Origin of the sequence: Phytobacter sp. SCO41 (genome assembly GCF_003073275.1) — a bacterium.
GTDB lineage: Bacteria > Pseudomonadota > Gammaproteobacteria > Enterobacterales > Enterobacteriaceae > Phytobacter > Phytobacter diazotrophicus.
Genome location: NZ_CP027225.1, coordinates 813,830 through 834,890, shown reverse-complemented (window position 1 = coordinate 834,890; position 21,061 = coordinate 813,830). Strand labels below are relative to the sequence as shown.

The following is a 21,061-nucleotide window of genomic DNA, read 5'->3' as shown; positions in this document are numbered from 1 at the left end:
CAAATTAGCTAAACCGGTTTAGTGAATGTGAGGAGGGTCGCAAATCGTTATGGAAATCAGCCCTGCGGCGCCATCAAAGCCGCAAGATGGGGCAACGCGGTCATCGCCCCTTTCGCCGTGGTCGCCAGTGCACCGCATCGCTGCGCATACTTAAGGCCCAATGCCAGATCTGGCTCGCTTTGGGGTAAACCTGTTTGCGCCAGTTGCCACAGCAACCCGGCCACAAAGGCATCACCCGCACCGGTGGTATCCACGCTAGTTACGGGCACGCAGGGATAATGGAAAATGTCGCCCTGGAAGAGCGCCTGCACGCCAGCTTTGCCCTGAGTGACCAGCAAAAGTTTGATCGCAAAACGTTCTGCCAGCGTTTTCATCGCGACACGTAAATCCGTGGAGGCCGTCATGAAAGCCAACTCTTCTTCTGAGAGTTTGACCACATCGGCCAGAGCGAAGGCACGCTCCAGACACCGCTGCAGCATCTGCGGATCCTGCCAGAGATCGGTTCGAATATTAGGATCAAAACTGACGAAGCCGCCTGCTTCACGTATGCGCTGCATGGCGAGTAACGTCGTGGTCCGCGAAGGTTCAGCCGAGAGCGCAATAGAACAGCAGTGTAACCACTCCCCCTGCCGGAAAGCTGGCAAATCATCAGCCTGCAAGAAAAGATCGGCGCTGGGGCGCACCATGAAGGTGAAGGAACGCTCGCCTTCGTCGTCAAGGGCGACGACAACGGTGGATGTCCGCTGTGCCTCGTCAAAGGTCATATAATCCGTGTTCACCTTTTCCTGACGTAGCGTGTCGTACATAAATTTGCCAAAAGGATCCTGCCCCACCCGGCCGATAAAACCGCTTTTCCCTTCCAGCCGCGCAATGCCAACGGCGACATTGGCCGGAGCTCCCCCCGCGCACTGCATTAATCGCCCGTCGCCCTCTGGCAACAGATCAACAACGGCATCACCCAGACACCAGACTTGAGCTGACATGGTTTTCTCCCAGTAGAATGTATCGCTAAAATCTAATTAAACCGGTTTAGCAAAGCAAATCTATTCTGCTACCAATGCAAAATGAGGTGCGCTACATCAAACACAGGGTCTCGCCTGGCGGTCTGCTTGTGGCATTGGCTTTTTGGGCGGTTTAGCCGTCACTCCTGCCAAATTCATCAATTCCAGTGCCTCACGAAATCACATCCTGATATTCTCTTTGGTCATCGCAACGTTCACATCTGCCACAACATCGTGCTAACCATCAGGAGTCAACATGAGCCAACCGTTACATGCCGAGCCGCTGGTCTGGGGTCACGGCCCACGCACTTTTGAAGTTTTTCTGGAACCCACCTGTCCGTTCTCCGTGCGCGCGTTTAACAAACTGGATGCGCTGCTAAAAGAAGTGGGTGAAGACAAGGTGACGGTAAAAATTCGCCTGCAATCGCAGCCCTGGCATTTGTTTTCTGGCGTCATTGTGCGCTGCATTCTTGCCGCCTCCACGCTGCCCAATGGTCGCGATGCCGCACATAAGGTGATGCAGGCGGTTGCCGACCACCGGGAAGAGTTCGAGTTTACCGACCACTGCAGCGGCCCGAATATGGATGCCACCCCGCAGCAGATCATCGAGCGAATTGAAAATTATAGCGGCGTGAAGGTGAGCGAAGCCTTTGCTCGCCCGGAATTGCAGGCGGAAATCAAATGGCACTGTAAGTATGCGCGCCAGAACGGTATCCACGTCTCCCCCACCTTTATAGTCAACGGACTGGTACAGGCGGATCTGGGCAGCGGTGATGATATCAGCGCCTGGGCGGCGCGTATTCTGGCCTGATCGGAGCGGGGAAACACGCCCCTATCCGACGGCTGCTACACTGCTTCAATACCTTAACGAAAAGGCAGGTCAACATGTCAGAGAACACCTATCAGCCCCCAAAAGTCTGGACGTGGGATAAAGACAGCGGCGGCGGCGCGTTTGCCAATATCAACCGCCCTATTTCCGGCGCGACCCATGACAAAGAATTACCCGTGGGTAAACACCCGCTACAGCTTTATTCGCTGGGTACGCCGAACGGCCAGAAAGTGACGATCATGCTCGAAGAGCTATTGGCGAAGGGCGTGAAAGAGGCGGAGTATGACGCCTGGCTCATCCGCATTGGTGAAGGCGATCAGTTCTCCAGCGGCTTTGTGGACGTGAACCCGAACTCCAAAATTCCGGCGCTGCGCGACCACTCCACCACCCCGCCAACGCGCGTATTTGAGTCCGGCGCCATTCTGCTGTATCTGGCAGAGAAGTTTGGTCACTTCCTGCCCAAAGACCCCGCCGGGCGGACTGAAACACTGAACTGGCTGTTCTGGCTGCAAGGCTCTGCGCCGTTCCTCGGCGGCGGCTTTGGCCACTTCTATAATTATGCGCCGGTGAAAATCGAGTACGCTATCAACCGCTTTACGATGGAAGCCAAGCGCCAGTTAGATGTGCTCGACAAACAGCTCGCAACCCACAAATTCGTGGCGGGTGACGAATACACCATCGCCGATATGGCCATCTGGCCGTGGTATGGCAACGTGGTGCTGGGCAACGTTTACAACGCCGCCGAGTTCCTTGAAGCCAGTGGCTACCAGAATGTTCTGCGCTGGGCCAAAGAGGTTGCTGAGCGTCCTGCCGTGAAGCGTGGGCGTATGGTCAACCGTACCTTTGGTGAGCCAAGCGAACAGTTGCACGAACGCCACGATGCCAGCGATTTCGACACCCACACCGAAGACAAACGCAACGGCTAACCCCCCTCTTCCCGGACGGCAAGCGTCCGGGAATTCCTTTCCCAGGCCAGCCTGAGACTGTTTTTATCACATCGTATTTACAACCTCTGATATAACCAGTAAGAATGCCTTTTATTTACCCATAATCACGCCAAATGTCTGAAAATGCGCTAAAACAGCAGATCCAGAATCTGAAAAAGCATAACGCCCGTCTGGTGCGAATTGCGCGTGATGCCCGTAACAAGCTCAGCGCGGCGCTGGATGGCACGGGCCTCTGTTTATGGCAGCTTGATGTGCCCAGCGGGAAACTGATTATCTACAACCGACGCTGGGGATCGATGCTCGGCTATCAGCCAAAAGAGCTCAGCGCCCACTTTGATGTCTGGAAAGAGCACCTGCATGAGGATGACCGCCAGCGCGTTCTCGATGCGTTTTATGACCACCTCAACGGCAAAACCCCGTTCTATGAAGCGCTGCACCGTATGCAGCATAAAAACGGCACCGTCACCTGGGTGCTGGACCGTGGGCGTGTCACTGACCGGGACAGCGACGGCAAGCCGTTAAAGGTCACCGGTACCCACATCGACATGACCAAAGAGAAGCAGTATGAAGAGCAACTCGCGGCGCTGGCGAACCACGACCCGCTGACCGGGCTGGCGAACCGCCACGCGCTGATTCATCATTTCGATACGCTCAAGGCGGCTGGCCCGTTGTGCATAGCGTTTATCGATCTGGACGATTTTAAAGTCGTCAACGACACCTTTGGTCACCGTAGTGGTGATGAATTATTGATACAGTTAAGTCGGCGCCTGCGTGAAGCCTGTCCGGAAGGGTCAGTGGTAGGGCGTCTGGGGGGCGATGAGTTTGTCCTGCTGCTACCGTTTGCGCTCAATAGTTTGCTTATCAACAGCACCGCGCATAATTGCCTGCACGCCGCGCTAACGCCCTTCGAGCTGGATAATGGCGAGGCACAGGTGGGAGCATCCATCGGTATTGATGAAGTACAGCGCGGCGACGATTTTGTTAACGCGCTACGCCGCGCAGACCAGTCGATGTATCAGATAAAACATACCGGTAAAAATGGTGCAGCCATTGGTCACACGCTGCTGTCCCTTTCATACCGGCAGGCGGAACCGACATGAAAATGACACGCCAGGCTTCGTTGATTCAGCTACTGGCAGAACATGAGACATTGACCACCGACGCACTCGCCGTGCAGCTTGGCGTCAGCAAAGAGACCATCCGTCGGGATCTAAAAGCGCTACAGACGCAGGGAAAAATTGTGCGCCGCCACGGTCGGGCGCGATTACTTCACACGCCGCAACAGAGTGATGGCGAGCCGTTTTACGCCCGGCGTAAAAGCCATTATGCAGATAAAGCCGATATTGCCCGCCACGCCCTGAACTGGATTGAGCAAGGGATGACGCTGGCGCTGGATGCCAGTTCGACCTGTTTTCATCTGGCGCGCCAGTTGCCGGATATCCCCCTGACAGTCTTTACCAACAGCCTGCCCGTTTGCCAGGAGATGGCGCGCCGCCAGCATATCAATCTCATCTGCTCCGGCGGGCGGCTGGAGCGGCAAAATCGCTGCTACGTGAACCCGGCGCTGGTCACAATGCTGAAATCGCTTGAGGTCGACCTGTTTATTTTTTCCTGCGAAGGGGTGGATGCCAGCGGGGAGATGTGGGATTCAACGAAATATAACGCCACCTATAAAGCGCACCTTCTGCGTCGTGCAAATCAGTCTTTATTGCTGATTGATAAAAGTAAATTTTACCGGGCCAGCGAGGCGAAAATCGGTAATCTGGCGCTGGTCACCCAGATGATTACCGATGCCAAACCCGGTCTGGTTCATCTTTGAGGTTCGGTGAAATCCATATCCAGTTCGCGCAGGGCTTCCAGCGTCGCCAGGGCTTCTTCCTCATCAATCACGCTCATGGCAAACCCCACGTGCACCAGCACCCACTGACCAAGCAGCGCGGCGGGTTCGCTTTCACACACCAGCATAATATTCACGTCGCGGCGAACGCCGCAGACATCGACCTGCGCCAGATGATGAGCGCTTTCACCGACGCTCACCACCTGGCCGGGCACACCAATACACATAGTTACTCCTGATCGACTTCGATACTTTTGATTTGCATGCCGCTGTCGTTTTCCCGCTGCAAGCCGGGGCTGTGGCAATGCGGGCACACCTCATCCCCGCTCACCTCAACGCTTTCGTTGCAGTTCCAGCACCAGGCCAGCGAAGGACGCTGTGAAAGATGCAACTGACACCCTTCAGCCACCGTTCCCCGGCAGGTTATCTCAAAGCCAAAACGCAGGGCGCTCTCCTCGATACAGGCAAACGCCCCCAGTTCCAGCCAGACGCCCGTTACCCGCTTTGCCCCATGCTGCTGAGCCTGTTGTTCAAGGATCTCAACCAGGTTCTGGCACAGGGAAAGCTCATGCATACTCGCCGCCTTTAAGGCCAGCAAACAGGGCTCGGCGGCTGAGCTGCGGGTCACGCACCGGCAGAGAAAGCACCATACGCAGGCAATCCTGGGCCAGCGTTTTCCCCTGCCCGACGGAGAGATCGTGCGCCAACGGCGACATCAGTGAACAGGCGCAGTACTGGGATATCCCATCCAGTTCGCCGACGGTAAACATCATCTCGCCAAAGGGAAGTTGCAGGCCGATCTTCTCCCCCACTTTTCGCGGGGGCCAGCACTGATCCGGGCCGGGAAAGATAGCCAGGCTCAGCATCCAGGGCGTCAATACGCAGCCGATCCATTGCCCTTCAAACAACGTAAAGCCGGGGACAAAAACCGGCATAGTCGGATGTAAAAAGGGCAAATCCTGCATCTCATCTGTGGCAATGCGCGCAAACGCTGCTTCCACCAGTTCATGCGGGGAATGTTGAAAACCGAGGAAATCAGACATACGCGCGCTCCCGTAATGCCGGTGTTACGCCGGATTCCTGTAGCGCCATAAGTACCGCCTGTAACGCAGGCTCCAGGCTTGCCTCAACGATTGGCGTCAGCCCGATGTTCGGCTCCAGCGAGTGGGGAATCACCCCCACCAGGGTAATGTTATCCGGGAATTCGCCGGTAAAGCGCAGGGCGGAAAGGACATCAGATAGCCCCAACTGATGGGGCGAGATTTTATTGTTGAACAGCACCGGCACCTCTTCATCACGCAGGATAAGCAGCGCGCCCGGCTCGCTTTTGCGCGACACAATCGCATCAACGATGATCAGGTGGGTGCGATTCGCCATGGCTTCCAGCAACTCCATGCCCGCAGTGCCGCCGTCCAGCACCTCTACGCCTTCTGGCATGACATAACGCTGCTCCAGCGCTTCAATAACGCGAACGCCAATACCTTCGTCGCTCAATAAAATGTTACCGACCCCCAGTACCAAAATACGCATCACAGCACCTTCACCGAGACAACATCGTTACCGTCCGCGTCGACAACATGCACCGCGCAGGCCATGCAAGGGTCAAACGAGTGGATGGTACGCACCACTTCCAGTGGTTTATTCGCATCCGCAATCGGAGTGCCAATCAGCGACTGCTCATACGGCCCGATATCGCCATTAGCATTACGCGGACCGGCATTCCAGGTCGACGGCACTACCGCCTGGTAGTTGCTGATTTTGCCGTCCTTGATAACCATCCAGTGCGACAACATACCGCGTGGCGCTTCCAGGAAACCCACCCCTTTAAACTCGCCCGTCGCCGGAATATCCGGTTTCACGAACGTCACGTGGTCGCCTTTACCGATATTGGTAATCAGCGCCTTGTATTGATGCTGCAGGATATGCTGTAGCTCGCAGGCGTGAACGGTACGGCCAATCACGCGGCCAAGTGTGGAGTGCAACTGCTCGACGCCAAGGGTTTTCCCGGTAAGTTTCTGGTAGATAGCAATGATATCGTTAAGTTTTTCCCAGGTCGTTTCCCGTTTCGCGGCCAGCTTATTGAGCATGTTCGCCAGCGGGCCAACTTCCACGGTTTTGCCATAGAAGGTGGGGGATTTCACCCAACTGTATTTGCCCTCGTCCTGCCAGCCCGTATAGGCAGGCACGGTCGTCCCTTCCCACGGCGCCTGCGGTTCCTCATCTTTATACCAGGCGTGTTTCGCGCTCTCCTGAATCCCCTTGATCAGGTATTCGTCACTGTGGGAAGTGATTTCACGACGGGTAGCGAGGTCCCCGTTGGCAATGTAGCCGCCGGGGAAAAGGAAGCTGCCATTCTGGGCATCAGTAGGGAATTCCGGCGCGCTCAGATAGTTAATCGCGCCTTTGCCCATCGTCAGCCATTCCGGGTAGAACGCCGCGATCACCGCCGTATCGACCTTGTAAACCTGCTCGACAAAGTCTTCCAGCCGGTCAATAAAGGTTTTGATGTACATCAGGCGCTCAAGATTGAGCACGCCCAGCCCATCGAGGTTAATCGGGTTAGCCACGCCGCCAACCGCCAGGTTCTGGATATGCGGGCTTTTGCCACCAAGCAACGCCACCACGCGGTTGGCATCACGCTGACACTCGAGCGCCTGCAGATAGTGCGCCACGGCAATCAGGTTAATTTCCGGCGGCAGTTTCATTGCCGGATGTCCCCAATAACCGTTGGCGAAAATACCTAACTGCCCGCTGGCAACCAGCGCTTTGATTTTCTGCTGCACTTTGGCGAACTCTTCGGCGCTGTTTAGCGACCAGTTCGAGATGCCTTTTAACAATGCCGACGCTTTTTGCGGATCGGCCTGCAAAGCCGAGGTGATATCTACCCAGTCGAGTGCGGAAAGCTGGTAGAAATGCACGATATGGTCGTGGGTGGTGTGCGCCGCCAGAATAATATTACGGATGTACTGAGCGTTTAGCGGCACATTGATTTTCAACGCGCTTTCCGCCGCACGCACCGAGGAAATCGCATGGGTGGTGGTGCAAACGCCGCAAATGCGCTGCACGATCATCCACGCGTCGCGCGGATCCCGCCCCTTCACAATCTCTTCCATTCCGCGCCACATGGTTCCCGATGCCCAGGCACGGGAAACCACGCCGTTTTCAATTTCGCAATCAATGCGTAAATGACCCTCAATACGGGTCACCGGATCGATGGTGATACGTTGACTCATGCTTTACTCGCCTCATGGCTTTCTGATTGTTTTAACGGAGGAATTATGGGTAACAGGCGGATAAGTAGGATGTACGCGCAAATCTCCGTTGCCACAAAACCAATGGAAATGATCAGCTCTTCAGCCGTTGGGAAGTAGTGGTAGCCGTCACCGGGGTTGAATGCCAGTAAAGAGTAGGACAGACGCCACAGCGCACAACCCAGCAGCATACTCACCGCACCGGTAAACAGGAACCGGGCGTCGTTGCGCAGGCGTGGCACACGAAACACCACCAGCGGGAAAGCCAGCAGCAGTATTTCGGCCCAGAACATCAGGCTGTAACCATCCCCGGCAAAAGCGAACGACAGTTTGTTACGCCAGATAAGCTCGCCAAAGCGCGCCACCAGAAACAGCGCCAACAGCACACTCAACGTACCGGTAAGTTTACTGAACAGGTGCCGTTCATCCGGCCCGTTTCCTTTTAACCCCGCCTGTAGCAAAGAACCTTCAAAAATGAGGATGGAGAAGCCCATAATAAACGCCGTCAGCAACGAGAAAAGCGGCAGCATTTCATAGCTTTGCCATAGCGGATGCACTTTGTGTCCGGCGGCAATCATCAGCGATCCCATTGACGACTGGTGCATGGTGGGCAGTAACGCACCCAGCGCAATGATGAAAAACATCACTTTATTGAGCCGTTTTAGTGACACCTTCCAGCCCAGACGCTCCAGCAAAGCAGGGGCAAACTCCAGCGCCATCACGCCGATATAAATCGTCATGCACACCGCAGTCTCGAACAGCACCGAGTTGACGTTAAAATGGCCCGGAATGTAGAAATACGGCAGGTTCCAGTAACGACCAACGTCGACGGTAATGGATAAGCCCCCCAGCGAATAACCGAACAGGCTGGCCAGCAGTGCCGGGCGCACCAGCGGATGATATTCGCCACGATTAAAGGCATAGACCATCCAGGCGAGCGCCCAGCCGCCACAGGCGAAACCGGTGCCGATGAGCAAGTCGAAGGCGATCCAAATCCCCCACGGATACCCACCATTCAGGTCGGAAACGGATCCCAGACCGAAAACCAGGCGCTTGAGGATAAACAGCCCGCACAAGACGATCAGCGGCCCAAACATATAGATCGGTTTACTGAGTAACTTTCCGCCAAGCGGCTGCGGATCATGATGCATCGTCATCCCCTCCCTTATGGTCATCGCTTCGGGTATGGCGATACACCAGCGCGGTCAAACCCGCAAGAACGGCCAGCGGCAACATCATCCCCTTGTACACCGTATGCTGAATGTTTTCTGAACGCGCACCGGTCGAAATATCATCCAGCTCCGGCAAGCCCAGACAGGTATAAGGCACGCCCGTCAGTACCATGACCTGCGTGCCTCCCCCTTCATGCTCGCCATAAAGGTGCGGATGATATTTCGGGACTTCGCGAACGTTAGGATCGTTGGCATCCAGCGTCTGGCGCGGGTAAGAATATTCACTGCCGGGTTGCAGTTTCAGACGCTTTTGCGCCTCGGCCAGCAACGCTTCGCGCGTACCGAAAATCACCGCGCCGGTTGGGCAGACTTCGACACACCCCGGCAGCCCCCCTTTGTTGAGCCGCTCCACGCCCGCCTGATTACAGAGCTCACATTTATGCAGCGCGCCGAAGGGGTTGTTGTAATCGTACTTCGGCACGTTGTAGGGACAGGCAACCATGCAATAGCGGCAACCGGTACAGACGCTGGCGTCGTAATGGACGATGCCGGTTTTGGGATCTTTTTTCAGGGCCGAAACCGGACAGACAGAAACACAGTTCGGGTCAACGCAGTGCATGCACTGTTTTTTGATGTAGGCATAACCGTCTGTCGGCTGATCTTTATGCTGCGCCGTACCGCTACGCCACACCTGGATAATATTGTTGGTATAGGGGGTGAGTTTGGCATTATTCGACCAGGTCTGTTCGCCCTGTGGGTTACGTGCCGGGAAGTTGATATCCTGACAGCGGGTGACGCACGCCTGGCAACCGACACACAGGGTGGAGTCGTAGAGCATTCCCCACGCGCCCGGTATCGCCGGGCGGTTATGCACAGCGGCGGAAACGGGTAGTGCTCCCCCCGCCAGTAGCGCTCCGCCGGAGGCCACCTTCAGAAAGTTACGTCTGTTCACGGTCACTCTCCCTGTGAGTCAGCGTTGTTTTTCTTTTGCTGGCGGCCCAGCTCGCGCACCGTCATTACCCCTACGCCTGCCAGTAATCCCACCACACCACCCAGCAGACCGACAGCGGAAGCCGACATCACGCCGCCTTCTTTGCTGTTCACCTGTGGCTTATCAACGCGAGGCGTGGTGTTTTCAACATGCGCCAGTTGGTGGATGCCTTTGTGGAAGCCAACGCCCTCTTCGTTACAGCCATAGCAAGGGTGACCAATGGAAACCGGCCAGACACCGCCCACGTCGCAGAATTGCAGCGTTGAACAGTTGCCCCAGGTTTCAGGACCTTTACATCCCAAATGGTAGAGGCACCAGCCTTCACGATGCCCGTCATCGCCAAACTCTTTGGCGAAGCGTCCGGCGTCGAAATGGGGACGCCGCTCGCAATGCTCGTGAATCAGGCGGCCATAGGCAAAGAGCGGACGGTTTTTCGCATCAAGCTTCGGCGGTTTGCCAAAGGTAATAATGTGCGCCACCGTGGCGAGGAAATTGTGTGGGTTTGGCGGGCAGCCTGGAATGTTAATCACCGTTTTGCCTGGGAGCACCTCTTGCAGGCCCACCGCCCCGGTGGGGTTAACCCCGGCTGCGGCCACACCGCCCCATGCAGAACAGGAACCAATCGCGATAATCGCCGCGGCATTTTCTGCCGCTTTACGGATATGGTCGATAATCGGTTCGCCCGCCACCATGCAATAAATGCCGTTATCTTTAAGCGGAATCGAACCGTCTACCACCAGAACGTACTGTCCTTTATAGGTTTCCAGAGCGTGGTGTTTATTCTCTTCGACCTGGTGACCAAACGCGGCGCTCAGTACTTCGTGGTACTCCAGCGAGATGGTTTCCAGCACGAGGTTTTCAACGGTGGGATGCGTTGCGCGAAGCAGCGATTCAGTACACCCAGTACACTCCTGTGCGCCAATCCAGACCACGGGCGGGCGCCTGCTCTGGGTGACGGCTTGCGCCATCTTTGCAGCAGCAGTGCTGCTAAGCCCCATCGTGGCTGCCAGTGCGGTACAAAGCTTCATAAAATCGCGACGATTAATGCCGCAGGAGGTAAAAGAAGTCAGTTGAGGAATTTCGTCGGCCATGCATTGTCATTCCTTTGCCAAAAATTAGCCCTGTTTTTACACTGGATTTAAGCAATGGGTGTGCGCGTGCGATCAAGTAATCATACAAAAAGTGTGTCTATACGAACGAAACATTCAATATCAGCGTGGTATGTCACAAAGTACAGGGTGTTTACACAGGGCATAAAAACGAAGAAAGCCACGCAGAAGAGTGGCTTTCTAAAAGGGTAAAAACGGTTCCGGTATGCTTAGCGTTCGGCCCGGTAGCCAGCCATAAAAAAACGCATCGCCGTGCCGGAATGGCTCTCACGGAAAAAATCCATGATCATCTCTTTATCCAGCCCATAGCGGCGCGTCAGCACGCCAGCCTCCCAGGCACTCAATTGCCTGTCACCGGTTTTTTCGAACATACGATGCGAAAAACCGAGCACAAAACCGCGTTTATAGTCAGAACAAAAACGCGCGACCCTACTGGCTTCATCCGCCTGTGTTGCCTTAAGCCCTGCCATCAACCCTTTGCCAAAATGGTTTTCCATTCTTACTGCCCTCAACCGATATATACATAACTATATAGCGATATTTTGAGCAGTAACAGTGTTATTTAAAACGCGACCCATTCATCTGACGAAGAAGCGGCTTTCTTAGCCGTACCGCGCAAGGCAGGTGTTTTCACTGCTGTCGGCGCCGCGACATTGACCTGCTCATTAGCAGACAAACGGAACTGTTGTACAGAACGCTGCAACTCTTCTGTTTGTACCTCAAGCGCCGCCGCTGCAGCAGAAATTTCTTCTACCAGCGAGGCGTTCTGCTGGGTGACGCTATCCATCTGAGTAATCGCGACGCCTACCTGCGAAATGCCTTTGCTCTGCTCCGCGGATGCGGCAGCAATCTGTTTCATGATGGTGGTCACTTCGGTAACCGCACGCAGAATGCCTTCCATCGTAGTGCCGGTGTCATTGACCAGTTTGGCGCCTTTCTCCACGCGGGTAACGGAGTCCGCGATAAGCGATTCGATCTCTTTCGCCGCGCCCGCGCTTCGGCTGGCCAGGTTACGCACTTCGCCTGCAACAACCGCAAAGCCACGCCCCTGCTCACCCGCACGAGCAGCTTCAACAGCGGCGTTAAGTGCCAGGATATTGGTCTGGAAGGCGATGCTATTAATGACCGTAGTGATTTCCGCAATTTTCTTCGAGCTTTGAGAGATGCCATCCATTGTGCTGATGACCTCCTCTACCAGCGCGCCGCCCTTACTCGCCGTTGAGGAGGCGACATCGGCCAATTCACTTGCCTGGCTGGCGTTATCGGCGTTCAGTTTCACCGTTGCCGTCAGTTGTTCCATGCTGGCTGCTGTCTGTTCCAGCGCTGCCGCCTGCTCTTCGGTACGGGAAGAGAGATCATTGTTGCCGCTGGAAATCTCGGTCGCGCCGCGCCAGATATTCTCACTACCGTTACGGATAGAGCTGACCGCATCTCGCAGGCTATCCTGAGTCGCACGCAGCAAGGGCACGACACGTCCTACGCAATTGCGGCCAAAATCCGGGATTGGCTGGCTAAGGTCACCCTGCGCCATTTTCGTGAAGTGATCACGAATGGCATCCAACGGTCTCACCAGCATCGTCACCAGGTAGCGGTCGGTGAATAGCAGAATCAGTAACCCCAGCACCATTGCCACGATAATAATCGCACGGGTGATGTGGGTCTGGCTGTCAACCATCACACGGGTTTCGTCAAGACTAACACCTGCCGCTTTATTAAAGCTGTCAGTGGTTGCGCCAAATGCCCGACTCAATGCAGGGGTCACGGTGTTTGCCTGCTGACGATAGGCTTCAACCGACCCTTGTTGGGCCGCCTGCATCTGCGGTGTGATGCCCTGATCAAGCAGTGCCTGCCAGGCAGCGATTACCTGCTCTGATACCTTGGGATCCATAGGTCCTGGAGAGATAGCTTTAAACTCGGTGAGTTTTTTCGCCATGCTCTCAAGCGACTGCTGTGCAGGACCAAAATCGACTGCACCGCCTGCGCTTTTTGCCTCCATCGCACGACTAAGGCGCGTAACAAAACGGAAATACTGGTCATTGCCCTGGCTAAGCAACGTCATCTGTGACACAAGCTGGCGATCAACTTCATTGCCATCAGCCACTTTTGAAAGAGAGAAAACGCTATACAAACCGACGCCGGACCACAACAGGCCAAAAATGCCCAGGATCACCAGCATGACGATTCGGATAGTAAAGTTTTGAAGCATACGCATAATTATTTCCTTGCAGTGAAAGGACATGCTTACTCGGAATTGAGAGTTAATTCCTTTATCGGCAACATTTAGGGAATTTGTATGGTTCAAAGTAAAAAATTGATCACAAAATGGGCAATATTTGTCCATATCCCATCGTGGTTTACCTTCACTTATGGATGTTATTTTTTGAAAACAAGGCGCGGTTTATCATTCGATTTTTAAGGTTAGCAACCTAACTAAACTATATGTAACTGCTTTATATTATGAGAGAAATTTATTGATGAGTTATTACATCCGTAATTAAAGTAAAAATACAAAACGTTTTTTATAAATAAAACAAAAATTAAAAAAGATCTGAGAAAAACATTATAAATAAACAAAAAAAGACACCCAATAAATGAAATAACAACATACCGACACCGCATTCAAATTTAAAACAAAGATGTAAGAATCATAATAAAATACAAAAATAAATATTAACCATGCTGCCATAAATAAAATCAAAGAAACAATAACCATGCCATTTGTAATGTTAATGCGTTTTTTGTTACCCGTAATGGTGACAAAAGGCGGTCTCCACCGTGACGTCCAGAGAGAATGGTAACCTTCTGATTAAAATGCGATAAATGGAACAGCGCATTGCTTTGAAAGTGACACTGCGCAGGCAGGATGACGGGAAGCGTGGAAAGCCAACTGTTATTTCGATCATATTCAATAAATATAATTTATCGTTTTTCCGTCTCATAGCAACAACGGTGCACGAACGTCATAACCTAAGAATTTTCTCAGAAAATTTGCGCATCTTCCGGAAAAGCTCGCATGCCGCATCGCCGACAGCACTGTCGATATGAAGCATTTGCGCAAGCCTATTTTACCTTGCCGTAACGTCTTAAACACAATATAACCTCAACGCCCAGAGCCCCTTCGTCGGAGTTCAGTGTCGACAATCTATTTCAGCACCTGATAACCCCATAAAGCGAATAATCGCGCGATGTTATCATTAGAGAGAAGAACGCTAGCGAAGAGATTTTTTTATCCCGCCGAGAGCACGCCACCAGAACCGTTATAGAATAAAAACACTGTTTTGACCCTACATCTACAAGAAAGGAGACATCATGCCCTGGTTTGCCAACCCTGCTCGCTATGAGCAGATGCAGTATCGTTACTGCGGTAAAAGCGGCCTGCGCCTGCCCGCACTGTCGCTGGGTTTGTGGCATAGCTTCGGCCATGTTCAAGCCCTTGATTCCCAGCGTGCTCTGTTACGTAAAGCCTTCGATTTAGGCATCACCCATTTTGATTTAGCCAATAACTACGGTCCGCCTCCGGGTAGCGCGGAAGAAAACTTTGGGCGTTTGCTGCGTGAAGATTTCACCGCTTACCGCGATGAGTTGATCATATCCACCAAAGCAGGATATGACATGTGGCCCGGCCCTTACGGTTCCGGCGGCTCCCGTAAGTACTTACTCGCCAGCCTCGATCAAAGCCTGAAACGCATGGGGCTGGACTACGTCGATATCTTCTATTCGCACCGTGTCGATGAGAATACGCCGATGGAAGAGACCGCCGCTGCGCTGGCCCAGGCCGTACAGAGCGGCAAAGCGCTCTATGTCGGTATCTCCTCTTATTCAACGCCGCGAACCCAGACAATGGTAGCGCTGCTGCGCGAGTGGAAGATTCCCCTGTTGATCCATCAGCCTTCTTACAACTTGCTTAACCGCTGGGTCGATAAAACCGGCTTACTGGATACGCTCGACGCCAACGGCGTTGGCTGCATCGCCTTTACCCCGCTGGCACAGGGATTGCTGACCGGAAAATACCTTAACGGGATCCCGGAAGGTTCGCGGATGCAGAAAGAAGGGAAGAAGGTTCGCGGCCTGTCGGAAAAAATGCTGACCGAAGCCAACCTCAGCAGCCTGCGGCTGCTCAATGAGATGGCCACCGCTCGTGGGCAATCCATGGCGCAGATGGCGCTGAGCTGGCTGCTGAAAGACGACCGTGTCACCTCCGTGTTGATCGGCGCAAGCCGTCCGGAGCAACTGGAAGAAAACGTGCTGGCGCTAAACAATCTGACATTCAGTGAACACGAACTGGCGCAGATCGATAAGCATGTTGCCGACGGTGAACTCAACCTCTGGCACGCCTCCTCCGATAAGTAAAAATGATGGGGGCGCAGTTCCCCCTTCTTTTATTACCATTCAGGTGGTTTATCGGCATTTCATAGAAAAATTCGCACTATTTACCCCAGCAATGACGCACTTTCCGAGGGTAACTCCCGTTATCCCGCTTTTTATCCCCGCTAATCACCGCATTGCCATCTGGTCATTTATAGCATCATAAGTCATATCGACTGTATAACCAGAGGCACTCAGTATGTCGTTAACGTCAGAGCCGGAAGCTCAATCGTTGCCATTCCTGGGAATGGCGCCGTTTTTACGTATGAGCATCGCAGGTATTGACTTCTCCTCTATGGCACAAGAAATGATCGCCCTTGCGGAAAAAGCACCGGAAGATGCGACCCTGTGGATGAACCTTGCCACGGCCATGATGAGCCTGAAACATGAAGAGTTAGGTCTGCAAATTCAAAACCAGGCGCTGCAGATGCAACGCGTTTACCACTGGCATGCGCGTCAGCCAACGAAACTGCGTGTACTGATGCTGATGGTGCCGGGTAATCTTTCGGCCAATATTCCGCTCGACTGCCTGCTTGAAGATAGCGACATCGATCTCATCAATTACTATGTCGATCCCACTGCGCCGCATCCGTTGACGTCACCCGTGCCGGAACACGATCTGGTGATGGTGGCGATTGGTGCCAGCGACGAACAAAGTGCCGTTTTGCAGCGCCTGGAGAATGTTCTGCGCGACTGGCCTACGCCGGTCCTGAATCCACCTCAAAACGTCCCCAATTCTGAACGCCACAACGCCAGTATCCTGCTGCAAAATGTGCCCGGTCTGGTGATCTGTCCGGCGCTGCATATCAGCCGCCAGTCTCTGCAGTCTGTGGCAGCGGGAGAGAAGTCCGTCTCCGATATCGCCGACGATCACGCCTTCCCGATTATTCTGCGCCCGGTCGGCAGCCATGGTGGTCACGGTCTACAAAAAGTGGATAACCGTGAGGCCGTCGCGTCCTATCTGCAGCAGAACGACGAGGATACGTTTTTCTTGTCCCGTTTCGTGGATTACAGCGGTGACGACGGTCTGTTTCGCAAAATGCGCCTGGTGCTAATCGACGGCAAAGCGTATGCCTGCCATATGGGCGTGTCGTCCAACTGGATGATCCATTACGTCAACGCAGGGATGTACGAAGACGAAAACAAACGCGCTCAGGAAGCCCGCTTCCTGAACGAATTCGCTGATTTTGCCGCACGCCACCATGATGCGCTGGACGCAATTAGCCAGCGCACAGGCCTTGAGTACATCGGTATCGATTGTGCCGAGACGCAGAACGGCGAACTGCTGATTTTTGAAATCGATCCGGCGATGGTCGTGCACGCCATGGACGACGAAGTGATGTTTCCCAACAAGCAGATTCATATGCATAAAGTCAAAACTGCTATGCGGGAAATGTTGTTACAACGGGCCGGTAAAACGCTCTAACCCATTTATGCTACACAGGTATGAACATGTCATTGAATCCGAATAACGCACTGAACTTCTCCGGCGGCCCGGGCGCGCTGCCCGAGGTGGTATTAAACCAGGTCCAACAGGCGATCATTAATGTCCCTGAGGCGGGGCTGTCCATTCTTGGTATCAGCCACCGTTCAGACTGGTTTGAAAATGTGGTGCGTGAAACCGAAAACAATATCCGCACGCTGTTGGGCCTGCCTTCCAACTACCATATCCTGTTCCTGCAGGGTGGTGCGACACAGCAGTTCTCTATGGTCCCGATGACCATGCTGCGGGGGAAAAAACACCCGGCAGAATATTTTGATACCGGCTACTGGAGCCGTAAAGTGGTGACCGAGGCCATGCGTGAAGGCCCGGTTCGCGTCATCTGGAGCGGTGAGGAACATGGGTATCGTCGTTTGCCGACCGATGAAGAGTTAGATTTTTCGCCGGACGCTCCGTACATTCACTATGTCTCCAACGAGACGGTAGAAGGTCTGCAGTTCAATCGTATTCTGGGCCGCGACGACGTGCCGCGCGTCTGTGACATGTCTTCTGACTTTTTGTCTAAGCCGTGTGAGGCCGATAAATTCTCGCTGATTTACGCCCATGCGCAGAAAAACATTGGTCCGGCAGGCGTTACCATCGTACTGGTTCGTGACAGCGTGGTACAAAACGCCCCGGATAACCTGCCGTCATTCCTGGACTATCGCCGTCAGGTTGAGTCACACTCGAACTTCAACACCCCGCCGGTCTTCGCAATTTATGTTGTACTGCTGGTCACACGCTGGCTGCTCAATGACGTCGGTGGGCTGGAAAACATGGCTCAAATCAACCAGCAAAAAGCGAAATTGCTGTATGGCCTGATTGACGGCAGCAATGATTTCTTCCGCCCATGGGGTGAAGCGGCTTTCCGTTCTGATATGAATGTTGCGTTCAATTTGCCGACGAAAGAGCTGGAAGCGTTGTTCCTGAATGAAGCGACAGCCGCTGGATTCTCCGGCCTTGGCGGTCACCGCGCGATTGGCGGCGTACGCGCCTCAATCTATAACGCGCTGACGCTCGGTGCGGTAGAAAAACTGACCGGTTTTATGGAAGATTTCCGCTTTAAACACCACGCGAAATATTGATTCGCCTGCTCCACTGCTGCTCCGGCAGCAGTGGAGCGTCACGACAGGTTACACCTGTGCCGGGTCTATCTCCGGGCGCTGATATTCCGGCCATACCAGCACGACCAGTTCCGGGTAGGCCTCCATGCTGAACTCGCGAAAACACTGGCGCAGGTTCAACACATCAAGGTCAGAGTGCATCACTTTTTCGCCGTTTAAACAGCGCTTTTTAATATTGTCATAATACTTGTAGACGGCAGAATTGAGATCGCTGCAACGGCGCTGCGCCTCAAATAACCCGGGAACGCTATTTATCTCCGCCATGTTCATGCGTTTAATCGTCGCATGAAGAAAATCGATATATTCATGATTTACACGCCAGTACCACACCGGGGTAATGGCATTCATTAGCATTGCGAAATGGTCTTCGCCCTCCTCTTTGGACAGAGGCTTAGCTTGCGGCGCCAACGTTTCAGTTTCAGCTATGGACGGCTTTTTATTGTTCTCGCGCATCAATAAAAGTACGCCGCCCGTTAACAGCAATAAAATGACAACAGAATAATAAATACTGTTCATATGCAGGCTCCATTTTTTTTGATTTTAAAAGTGCGCCATGATATTGTCAACGAACCTCACGCCTGAACTTCTCCTACCTTATTGATATTAAAGGATATTAGAAATGCTCCCCGAGAATCTTGTCCCGGCTCGATTTCACATTTCTGTTACGGAAACAGAACCGGGAGAAGCAGAAAAAGACACTAATTTAACTCAGGGAAAAAGAACGCTCTCTGATTACGCCAGCGATATATTAGCGAATGCCAATCGTACCGGTCAGTCACGGAATATGTTGCTTGAGGAGCGCGATCGTCATATAAAAGATCGATTATATCGTGTGGTAAAAATCGAAACTTTTGCCCGCCTGCTGAACGATTTGCAAGCCGAAGGCGAGATTGATGCCCAGACATTAAGCCAAATAATTTCCGAAAAGACCAAACAAATTAATGAAGCAGGAAATGAAATTTGGCTTAATCTCATTACCCGCGAAAAAGATACGCCTTTGTTTTATAAGCTAGGGGATGAATGACGTGGAGAAAATAGATAATAACGACGTTTATTTGACTTTAGACAATCAACCCAGCGACGAATTTATCTTAAAGCAAAATATTGATGCACTGATTCAAAGTAAGAACGCCACCATACAGCGCATTGCCCATGAGCTCATCTCTATCCCTGCAGCCCTTGTACGACTAAAGTGGCAAAATCGCCGGGAAATCTATGCCTTTCAGGTAAAAGAAGAGATCTATGGTGCGACCATAAACGCTATCGTGGAGGAGCGCCCTGAACTGCTGGAAAAGATAATGGCCAGGCTGGAAGCCAATTACCAGCATATCCTTGCCAGAGAGACAGCAACCCTGCGCATCAGCCGTAAGCTTGCCGATGAAGAATACCGCACCGCGGTTGTGACGACCGTTGCGCCTGAGGAAAAACCTGCGCCAGAAGACGCTGCAACGCCCCTCACGTCAGAGCCTGCGCAAGCACTGAAATAACCTTATTATCCCTCCCCTTATTATCAATAATTATTCACCCGATTTGACTATTCACTGAATCATTCCCACTGTATTGGTTTACGCATTCTCAGGTTAACATCCCCTAAAATAAGGTGTTATATCGTCGGCTGAGCGGGCCCTGAAAACAAAAAGGCCGACCCGCAGGCCAGCCTTAATAAGCAAACGCGAAGGTTACTTCGCGGCTGCAACCTCTTCGCCGACCAGGCCAATTTTGAGATAGCCCGCGCGATGCAGAGTATCCATCACCTTCATGATGGTTTCGTAATCAACAGTCTTATCCGCACGGAAGAAGACCGTCGTGTCTTTCTTCCCTTCGGTGAGGGCATCAAGCTGAGTCACCATCGTTTCGTCAGTCACCGGATCGTTACCAATGAACATGCTGTTATCCGCTTTGACGGACAGGTAAATGGGTTTTTCCGGACGCGGCTGCGGCTGACTGGTGGAAGCCGGCAGATTAACTTTCACATCTACCGTTGCAAGCGGCGCAGCCACCATGAAGATAATCAGCAGAACCAGCATAACGTCGATAAACGGCGTTACGTTGATTTCGTGCATTTCGCCGTTATCGTCGAGGTTTTCGTTAAGACGCATTGCCATGGGGCATCAACCTACTCGTAGTTTCTGGGCGGCGTGAACGGGTTTTGCTGCGGCGCTGGCAGCCAGATCCAGATCGCGGCTTTGCAGCAGCAGAACCTGTGCGGCAACATCACCCAGCGTCGCTTTATAACCGCCGATCATGCGGGCGAAGATGTTATAGATAACCACGGCAGGAATTGCCGCCACCAGACCGATCGCTGTGGCCAGCAACGCTTCCGCGATACCCGGTGCAACCACGGCAAGGTTAGTGGTCTGCGTCTGGGCAATACCAATGAAGCTGTTCATGATGCCCCATACGGTGCCAAACAGCCCCACGAACGGGGAAATAGCGCCAATCGTCGCAAGATAACCATTACCACGGCCCATATGACGGCCCGTAGCGGCAACGCGACGCTCAAGGCGGAAACCCGTGCGCTCTTTAATACCTTCGTTATCTTCGCTACCCGCGGACAACTCCAGCTCATTTTGGGCTTCGTTAATTAACTGCGTGCTGAGGCTTCTGGCATGGAAAGCGGAGGCGATGTCACTGGCCTGATCCAGCGAACGGGCATCAGCCAGCAATTGCTGTTCACGTTTAAGACGGCGTTTATGCGCAATCATCTCAGCACTTTTACTAAAGAAGATTGCCCAGGTGACCACTGATGCCAGAATCAACCCGATCATCACAATTTTTACTACGATGTCGGCATGTTGATACATACCCCAAACGGAAAGATCCGCCTGCATCAAATTATTACCCACTGTGTATCTCCACGACGCATATCACAAAATCTGAGCATAATAATATCAAAACATCGTCGAATTGATAGTAGTTCTCATTAGTATTTACATACTGCCGCAATATTCCCGC

General features: G+C 53.1%; 23 protein-coding genes. 9 read left to right on the top strand and 14 right to left on the bottom strand.

The genetic code is table 11. The annotated features are described in order from the left end of the window. Positions 1–56: 56 nt before the first annotated feature. Complete coding sequence (locus C5523_RS04135) at positions 57–983, bottom strand: aminoimidazole riboside kinase (protein ID WP_071194562.1); 927 nt, start codon at positions 981–983, stop codon at positions 57–59. A gap of 274 nt (positions 984–1,257) precedes the next feature. Between C5523_RS04135 and C5523_RS04130 the strand changes: the two genes are divergently transcribed. The 4 genes from C5523_RS04130 (at position 1,258) to fucR (ending at position 4,596) form a co-directional block, all read left to right on the top strand. Next, entirely contained in the window at positions 1,258–1,812 is a 555-nt protein-coding gene (locus tag C5523_RS04130) for a thioredoxin domain-containing protein (protein ID WP_071194561.1), read from the top strand. A 74-nt stretch (positions 1,813–1,886) separates the two neighbouring features. After that, positions 1,887–2,756 carry a glutathione-dependent disulfide-bond oxidoreductase gene (yghU, locus tag C5523_RS04125; protein ID WP_071194560.1) on the top strand — a complete coding sequence of 290 codons (870 nt, stop codon included), beginning with the start codon at positions 1,887–1,889 and terminating at the stop codon, positions 2,754–2,756. A 134-nt stretch (positions 2,757–2,890) separates the two neighbouring features. Next, entirely contained in the window at positions 2,891–3,877 is a 987-nt protein-coding gene (locus C5523_RS04120) for a sensor domain-containing diguanylate cyclase (protein WP_039078058.1), read from the top strand. Beyond that, entirely contained in the window at positions 3,874–4,596 is a 723-nt protein-coding gene (gene fucR / locus C5523_RS04115) for an L-fucose operon activator (protein WP_071194559.1), read from the top strand. The genes C5523_RS04120 and fucR overlap by 4 nt, the downstream gene beginning before the upstream one ends. On the opposite strand, the gene hybG is transcribed toward fucR, so the two are convergent. From hybG to C5523_RS04065, 10 genes are all read right to left on the bottom strand, one after another. Then, a complete protein-coding gene (gene hybG, locus C5523_RS04110) occupies positions 4,587–4,841 on the bottom strand; it encodes a hydrogenase maturation factor HybG (protein WP_071194558.1) in 255 nt (84 codons plus the stop codon). The two genes, fucR and hybG, sit on opposite strands and share 10 nt — an antisense overlap. Before the next feature lie 2 nt (positions 4,842–4,843). Next, the gene (gene hypA, locus C5523_RS04105) at positions 4,844–5,188 is read right to left on the bottom strand and encodes a hydrogenase maturation nickel metallochaperone HypA (protein ID WP_071194557.1); all 345 of its coding nucleotides are present in this window, start codon (positions 5,186–5,188) and stop codon (positions 4,844–4,846) included. After that, a complete protein-coding gene (hybE, locus tag C5523_RS04100; protein WP_079497109.1) occupies positions 5,181–5,657 on the bottom strand; it encodes a hydrogenase-2 assembly chaperone in 477 nt (158 codons plus the stop codon). Before hybE ends, hypA begins: the two co-directional genes overlap by 8 nt. Further along, complete coding sequence (locus C5523_RS04095) at positions 5,650–6,144, bottom strand: HyaD/HybD family hydrogenase maturation endopeptidase (protein ID WP_039078063.1); 495 nt, start codon at positions 6,142–6,144, stop codon at positions 5,650–5,652. Before C5523_RS04095 ends, hybE begins: the two co-directional genes overlap by 8 nt. Next, positions 6,144–7,847, bottom strand: a complete 1,704-nt coding sequence (hybC, locus tag C5523_RS04090) for a hydrogenase 2 large subunit (protein WP_108700631.1) — start codon at positions 7,845–7,847, stop codon at positions 6,144–6,146. Before hybC ends, C5523_RS04095 begins: the two co-directional genes overlap by 1 nt. Next, the gene (gene hybB / locus C5523_RS04085) at positions 7,844–9,016 is read right to left on the bottom strand and encodes a Ni/Fe-hydrogenase cytochrome b subunit (RefSeq protein ID WP_039078065.1); all 1,173 of its coding nucleotides are present in this window, start codon (positions 9,014–9,016) and stop codon (positions 7,844–7,846) included. Before hybB ends, hybC begins: the two co-directional genes overlap by 4 nt. Beyond that, positions 9,006–9,989: a hydrogenase 2 operon protein HybA gene (gene hybA, locus C5523_RS04080; RefSeq protein ID WP_107223714.1), complete on the bottom strand. Its 984-nt coding sequence runs from the start codon at positions 9,987–9,989 to the stop codon at positions 9,006–9,008. The genes hybB and hybA overlap by 11 nt, the downstream gene beginning before the upstream one ends. A gap of 2 nt (positions 9,990–9,991) precedes the next feature. After that, positions 9,992–11,119 carry a hydrogenase 2 small subunit gene (gene hybO, locus C5523_RS04075; protein WP_052249210.1) on the bottom strand — a complete coding sequence of 376 codons (1,128 nt, stop codon included), beginning with the start codon at positions 11,117–11,119 and terminating at the stop codon, positions 9,992–9,994. A gap of 227 nt (positions 11,120–11,346) precedes the next feature. Further along, positions 11,347–11,634 carry a DUF2623 family protein gene (locus C5523_RS04070; RefSeq protein ID WP_071194553.1) on the bottom strand — a complete coding sequence of 96 codons (288 nt, stop codon included), beginning with the start codon at positions 11,632–11,634 and terminating at the stop codon, positions 11,347–11,349. A 65-nt stretch (positions 11,635–11,699) separates the two neighbouring features. After that, positions 11,700–13,349 carry a methyl-accepting chemotaxis protein gene (locus C5523_RS04065; RefSeq protein ID WP_039078068.1) on the bottom strand — a complete coding sequence of 550 codons (1,650 nt, stop codon included), beginning with the start codon at positions 13,347–13,349 and terminating at the stop codon, positions 11,700–11,702. Positions 13,350–14,446: 1,097 nt separating this feature from the next. Here C5523_RS04065 and C5523_RS04060 point away from each other — a divergent pair. From C5523_RS04060 to C5523_RS04050, 3 genes are all read left to right on the top strand, one after another. Beyond that, positions 14,447–15,487 carry an aldo/keto reductase gene (locus C5523_RS04060; protein ID WP_107223713.1) on the top strand — a complete coding sequence of 347 codons (1,041 nt, stop codon included), beginning with the start codon at positions 14,447–14,449 and terminating at the stop codon, positions 15,485–15,487. 214 nt (positions 15,488–15,701) lie between these two features. After that, positions 15,702–16,928, top strand: a complete 1,227-nt coding sequence (locus tag C5523_RS04055; RefSeq protein WP_039078070.1) for a RimK family alpha-L-glutamate ligase — start codon at positions 15,702–15,704, stop codon at positions 16,926–16,928. A 26-nt stretch (positions 16,929–16,954) separates the two neighbouring features. Further along, positions 16,955–18,067, top strand: a complete 1,113-nt coding sequence (locus C5523_RS04050) for a phosphoserine transaminase (protein WP_172600618.1) — start codon at positions 16,955–16,957, stop codon at positions 18,065–18,067. 48 nt (positions 18,068–18,115) lie between these two features. Here C5523_RS04050 and C5523_RS04045 read toward each other — a convergent pair whose 3' ends face one another. After that, the gene (locus C5523_RS04045) at positions 18,116–18,622 is read right to left on the bottom strand and encodes an ESA_00282 family adhesion-associated protein (protein ID WP_039078072.1); all 507 of its coding nucleotides are present in this window, start codon (positions 18,620–18,622) and stop codon (positions 18,116–18,118) included. Positions 18,623–18,725: 103 nt separating this feature from the next. Between C5523_RS04045 and C5523_RS04040 the strand changes: the two genes are divergently transcribed. Both C5523_RS04040 and C5523_RS04035 read left to right on the top strand, forming a co-directional pair. Next, on the top strand, positions 18,726–19,130 hold the full coding sequence (locus C5523_RS04040) for a hypothetical protein (RefSeq protein ID WP_039078073.1): 405 nt from the start codon (positions 18,726–18,728) through the stop codon (positions 19,128–19,130). Beyond that, positions 19,123–19,593, top strand: a complete 471-nt coding sequence (locus tag C5523_RS04035; RefSeq protein ID WP_107223711.1) for a cytoplasmic protein — start codon at positions 19,123–19,125, stop codon at positions 19,591–19,593. Before C5523_RS04040 ends, C5523_RS04035 begins: the two co-directional genes overlap by 8 nt. Positions 19,594–19,785: 192 nt before the next feature. Here the strand turns inward: C5523_RS04035 and exbD are convergent, their stop codons facing one another. Further along, positions 19,786–20,211, bottom strand: coding sequence for a TonB system transport protein ExbD (exbD, locus tag C5523_RS04030; protein ID WP_039078075.1), 426 nt, complete (start codon positions 20,209–20,211; stop codon positions 19,786–19,788). Positions 20,212–20,217: 6 nt separating this feature from the next. Further along, entirely contained in the window at positions 20,218–20,952 is a 735-nt protein-coding gene (gene exbB, locus C5523_RS04025; RefSeq protein ID WP_039078076.1) for a tol-pal system-associated acyl-CoA thioesterase, read from the bottom strand. Positions 20,953–21,061: the final 109 nt, after the last annotated feature.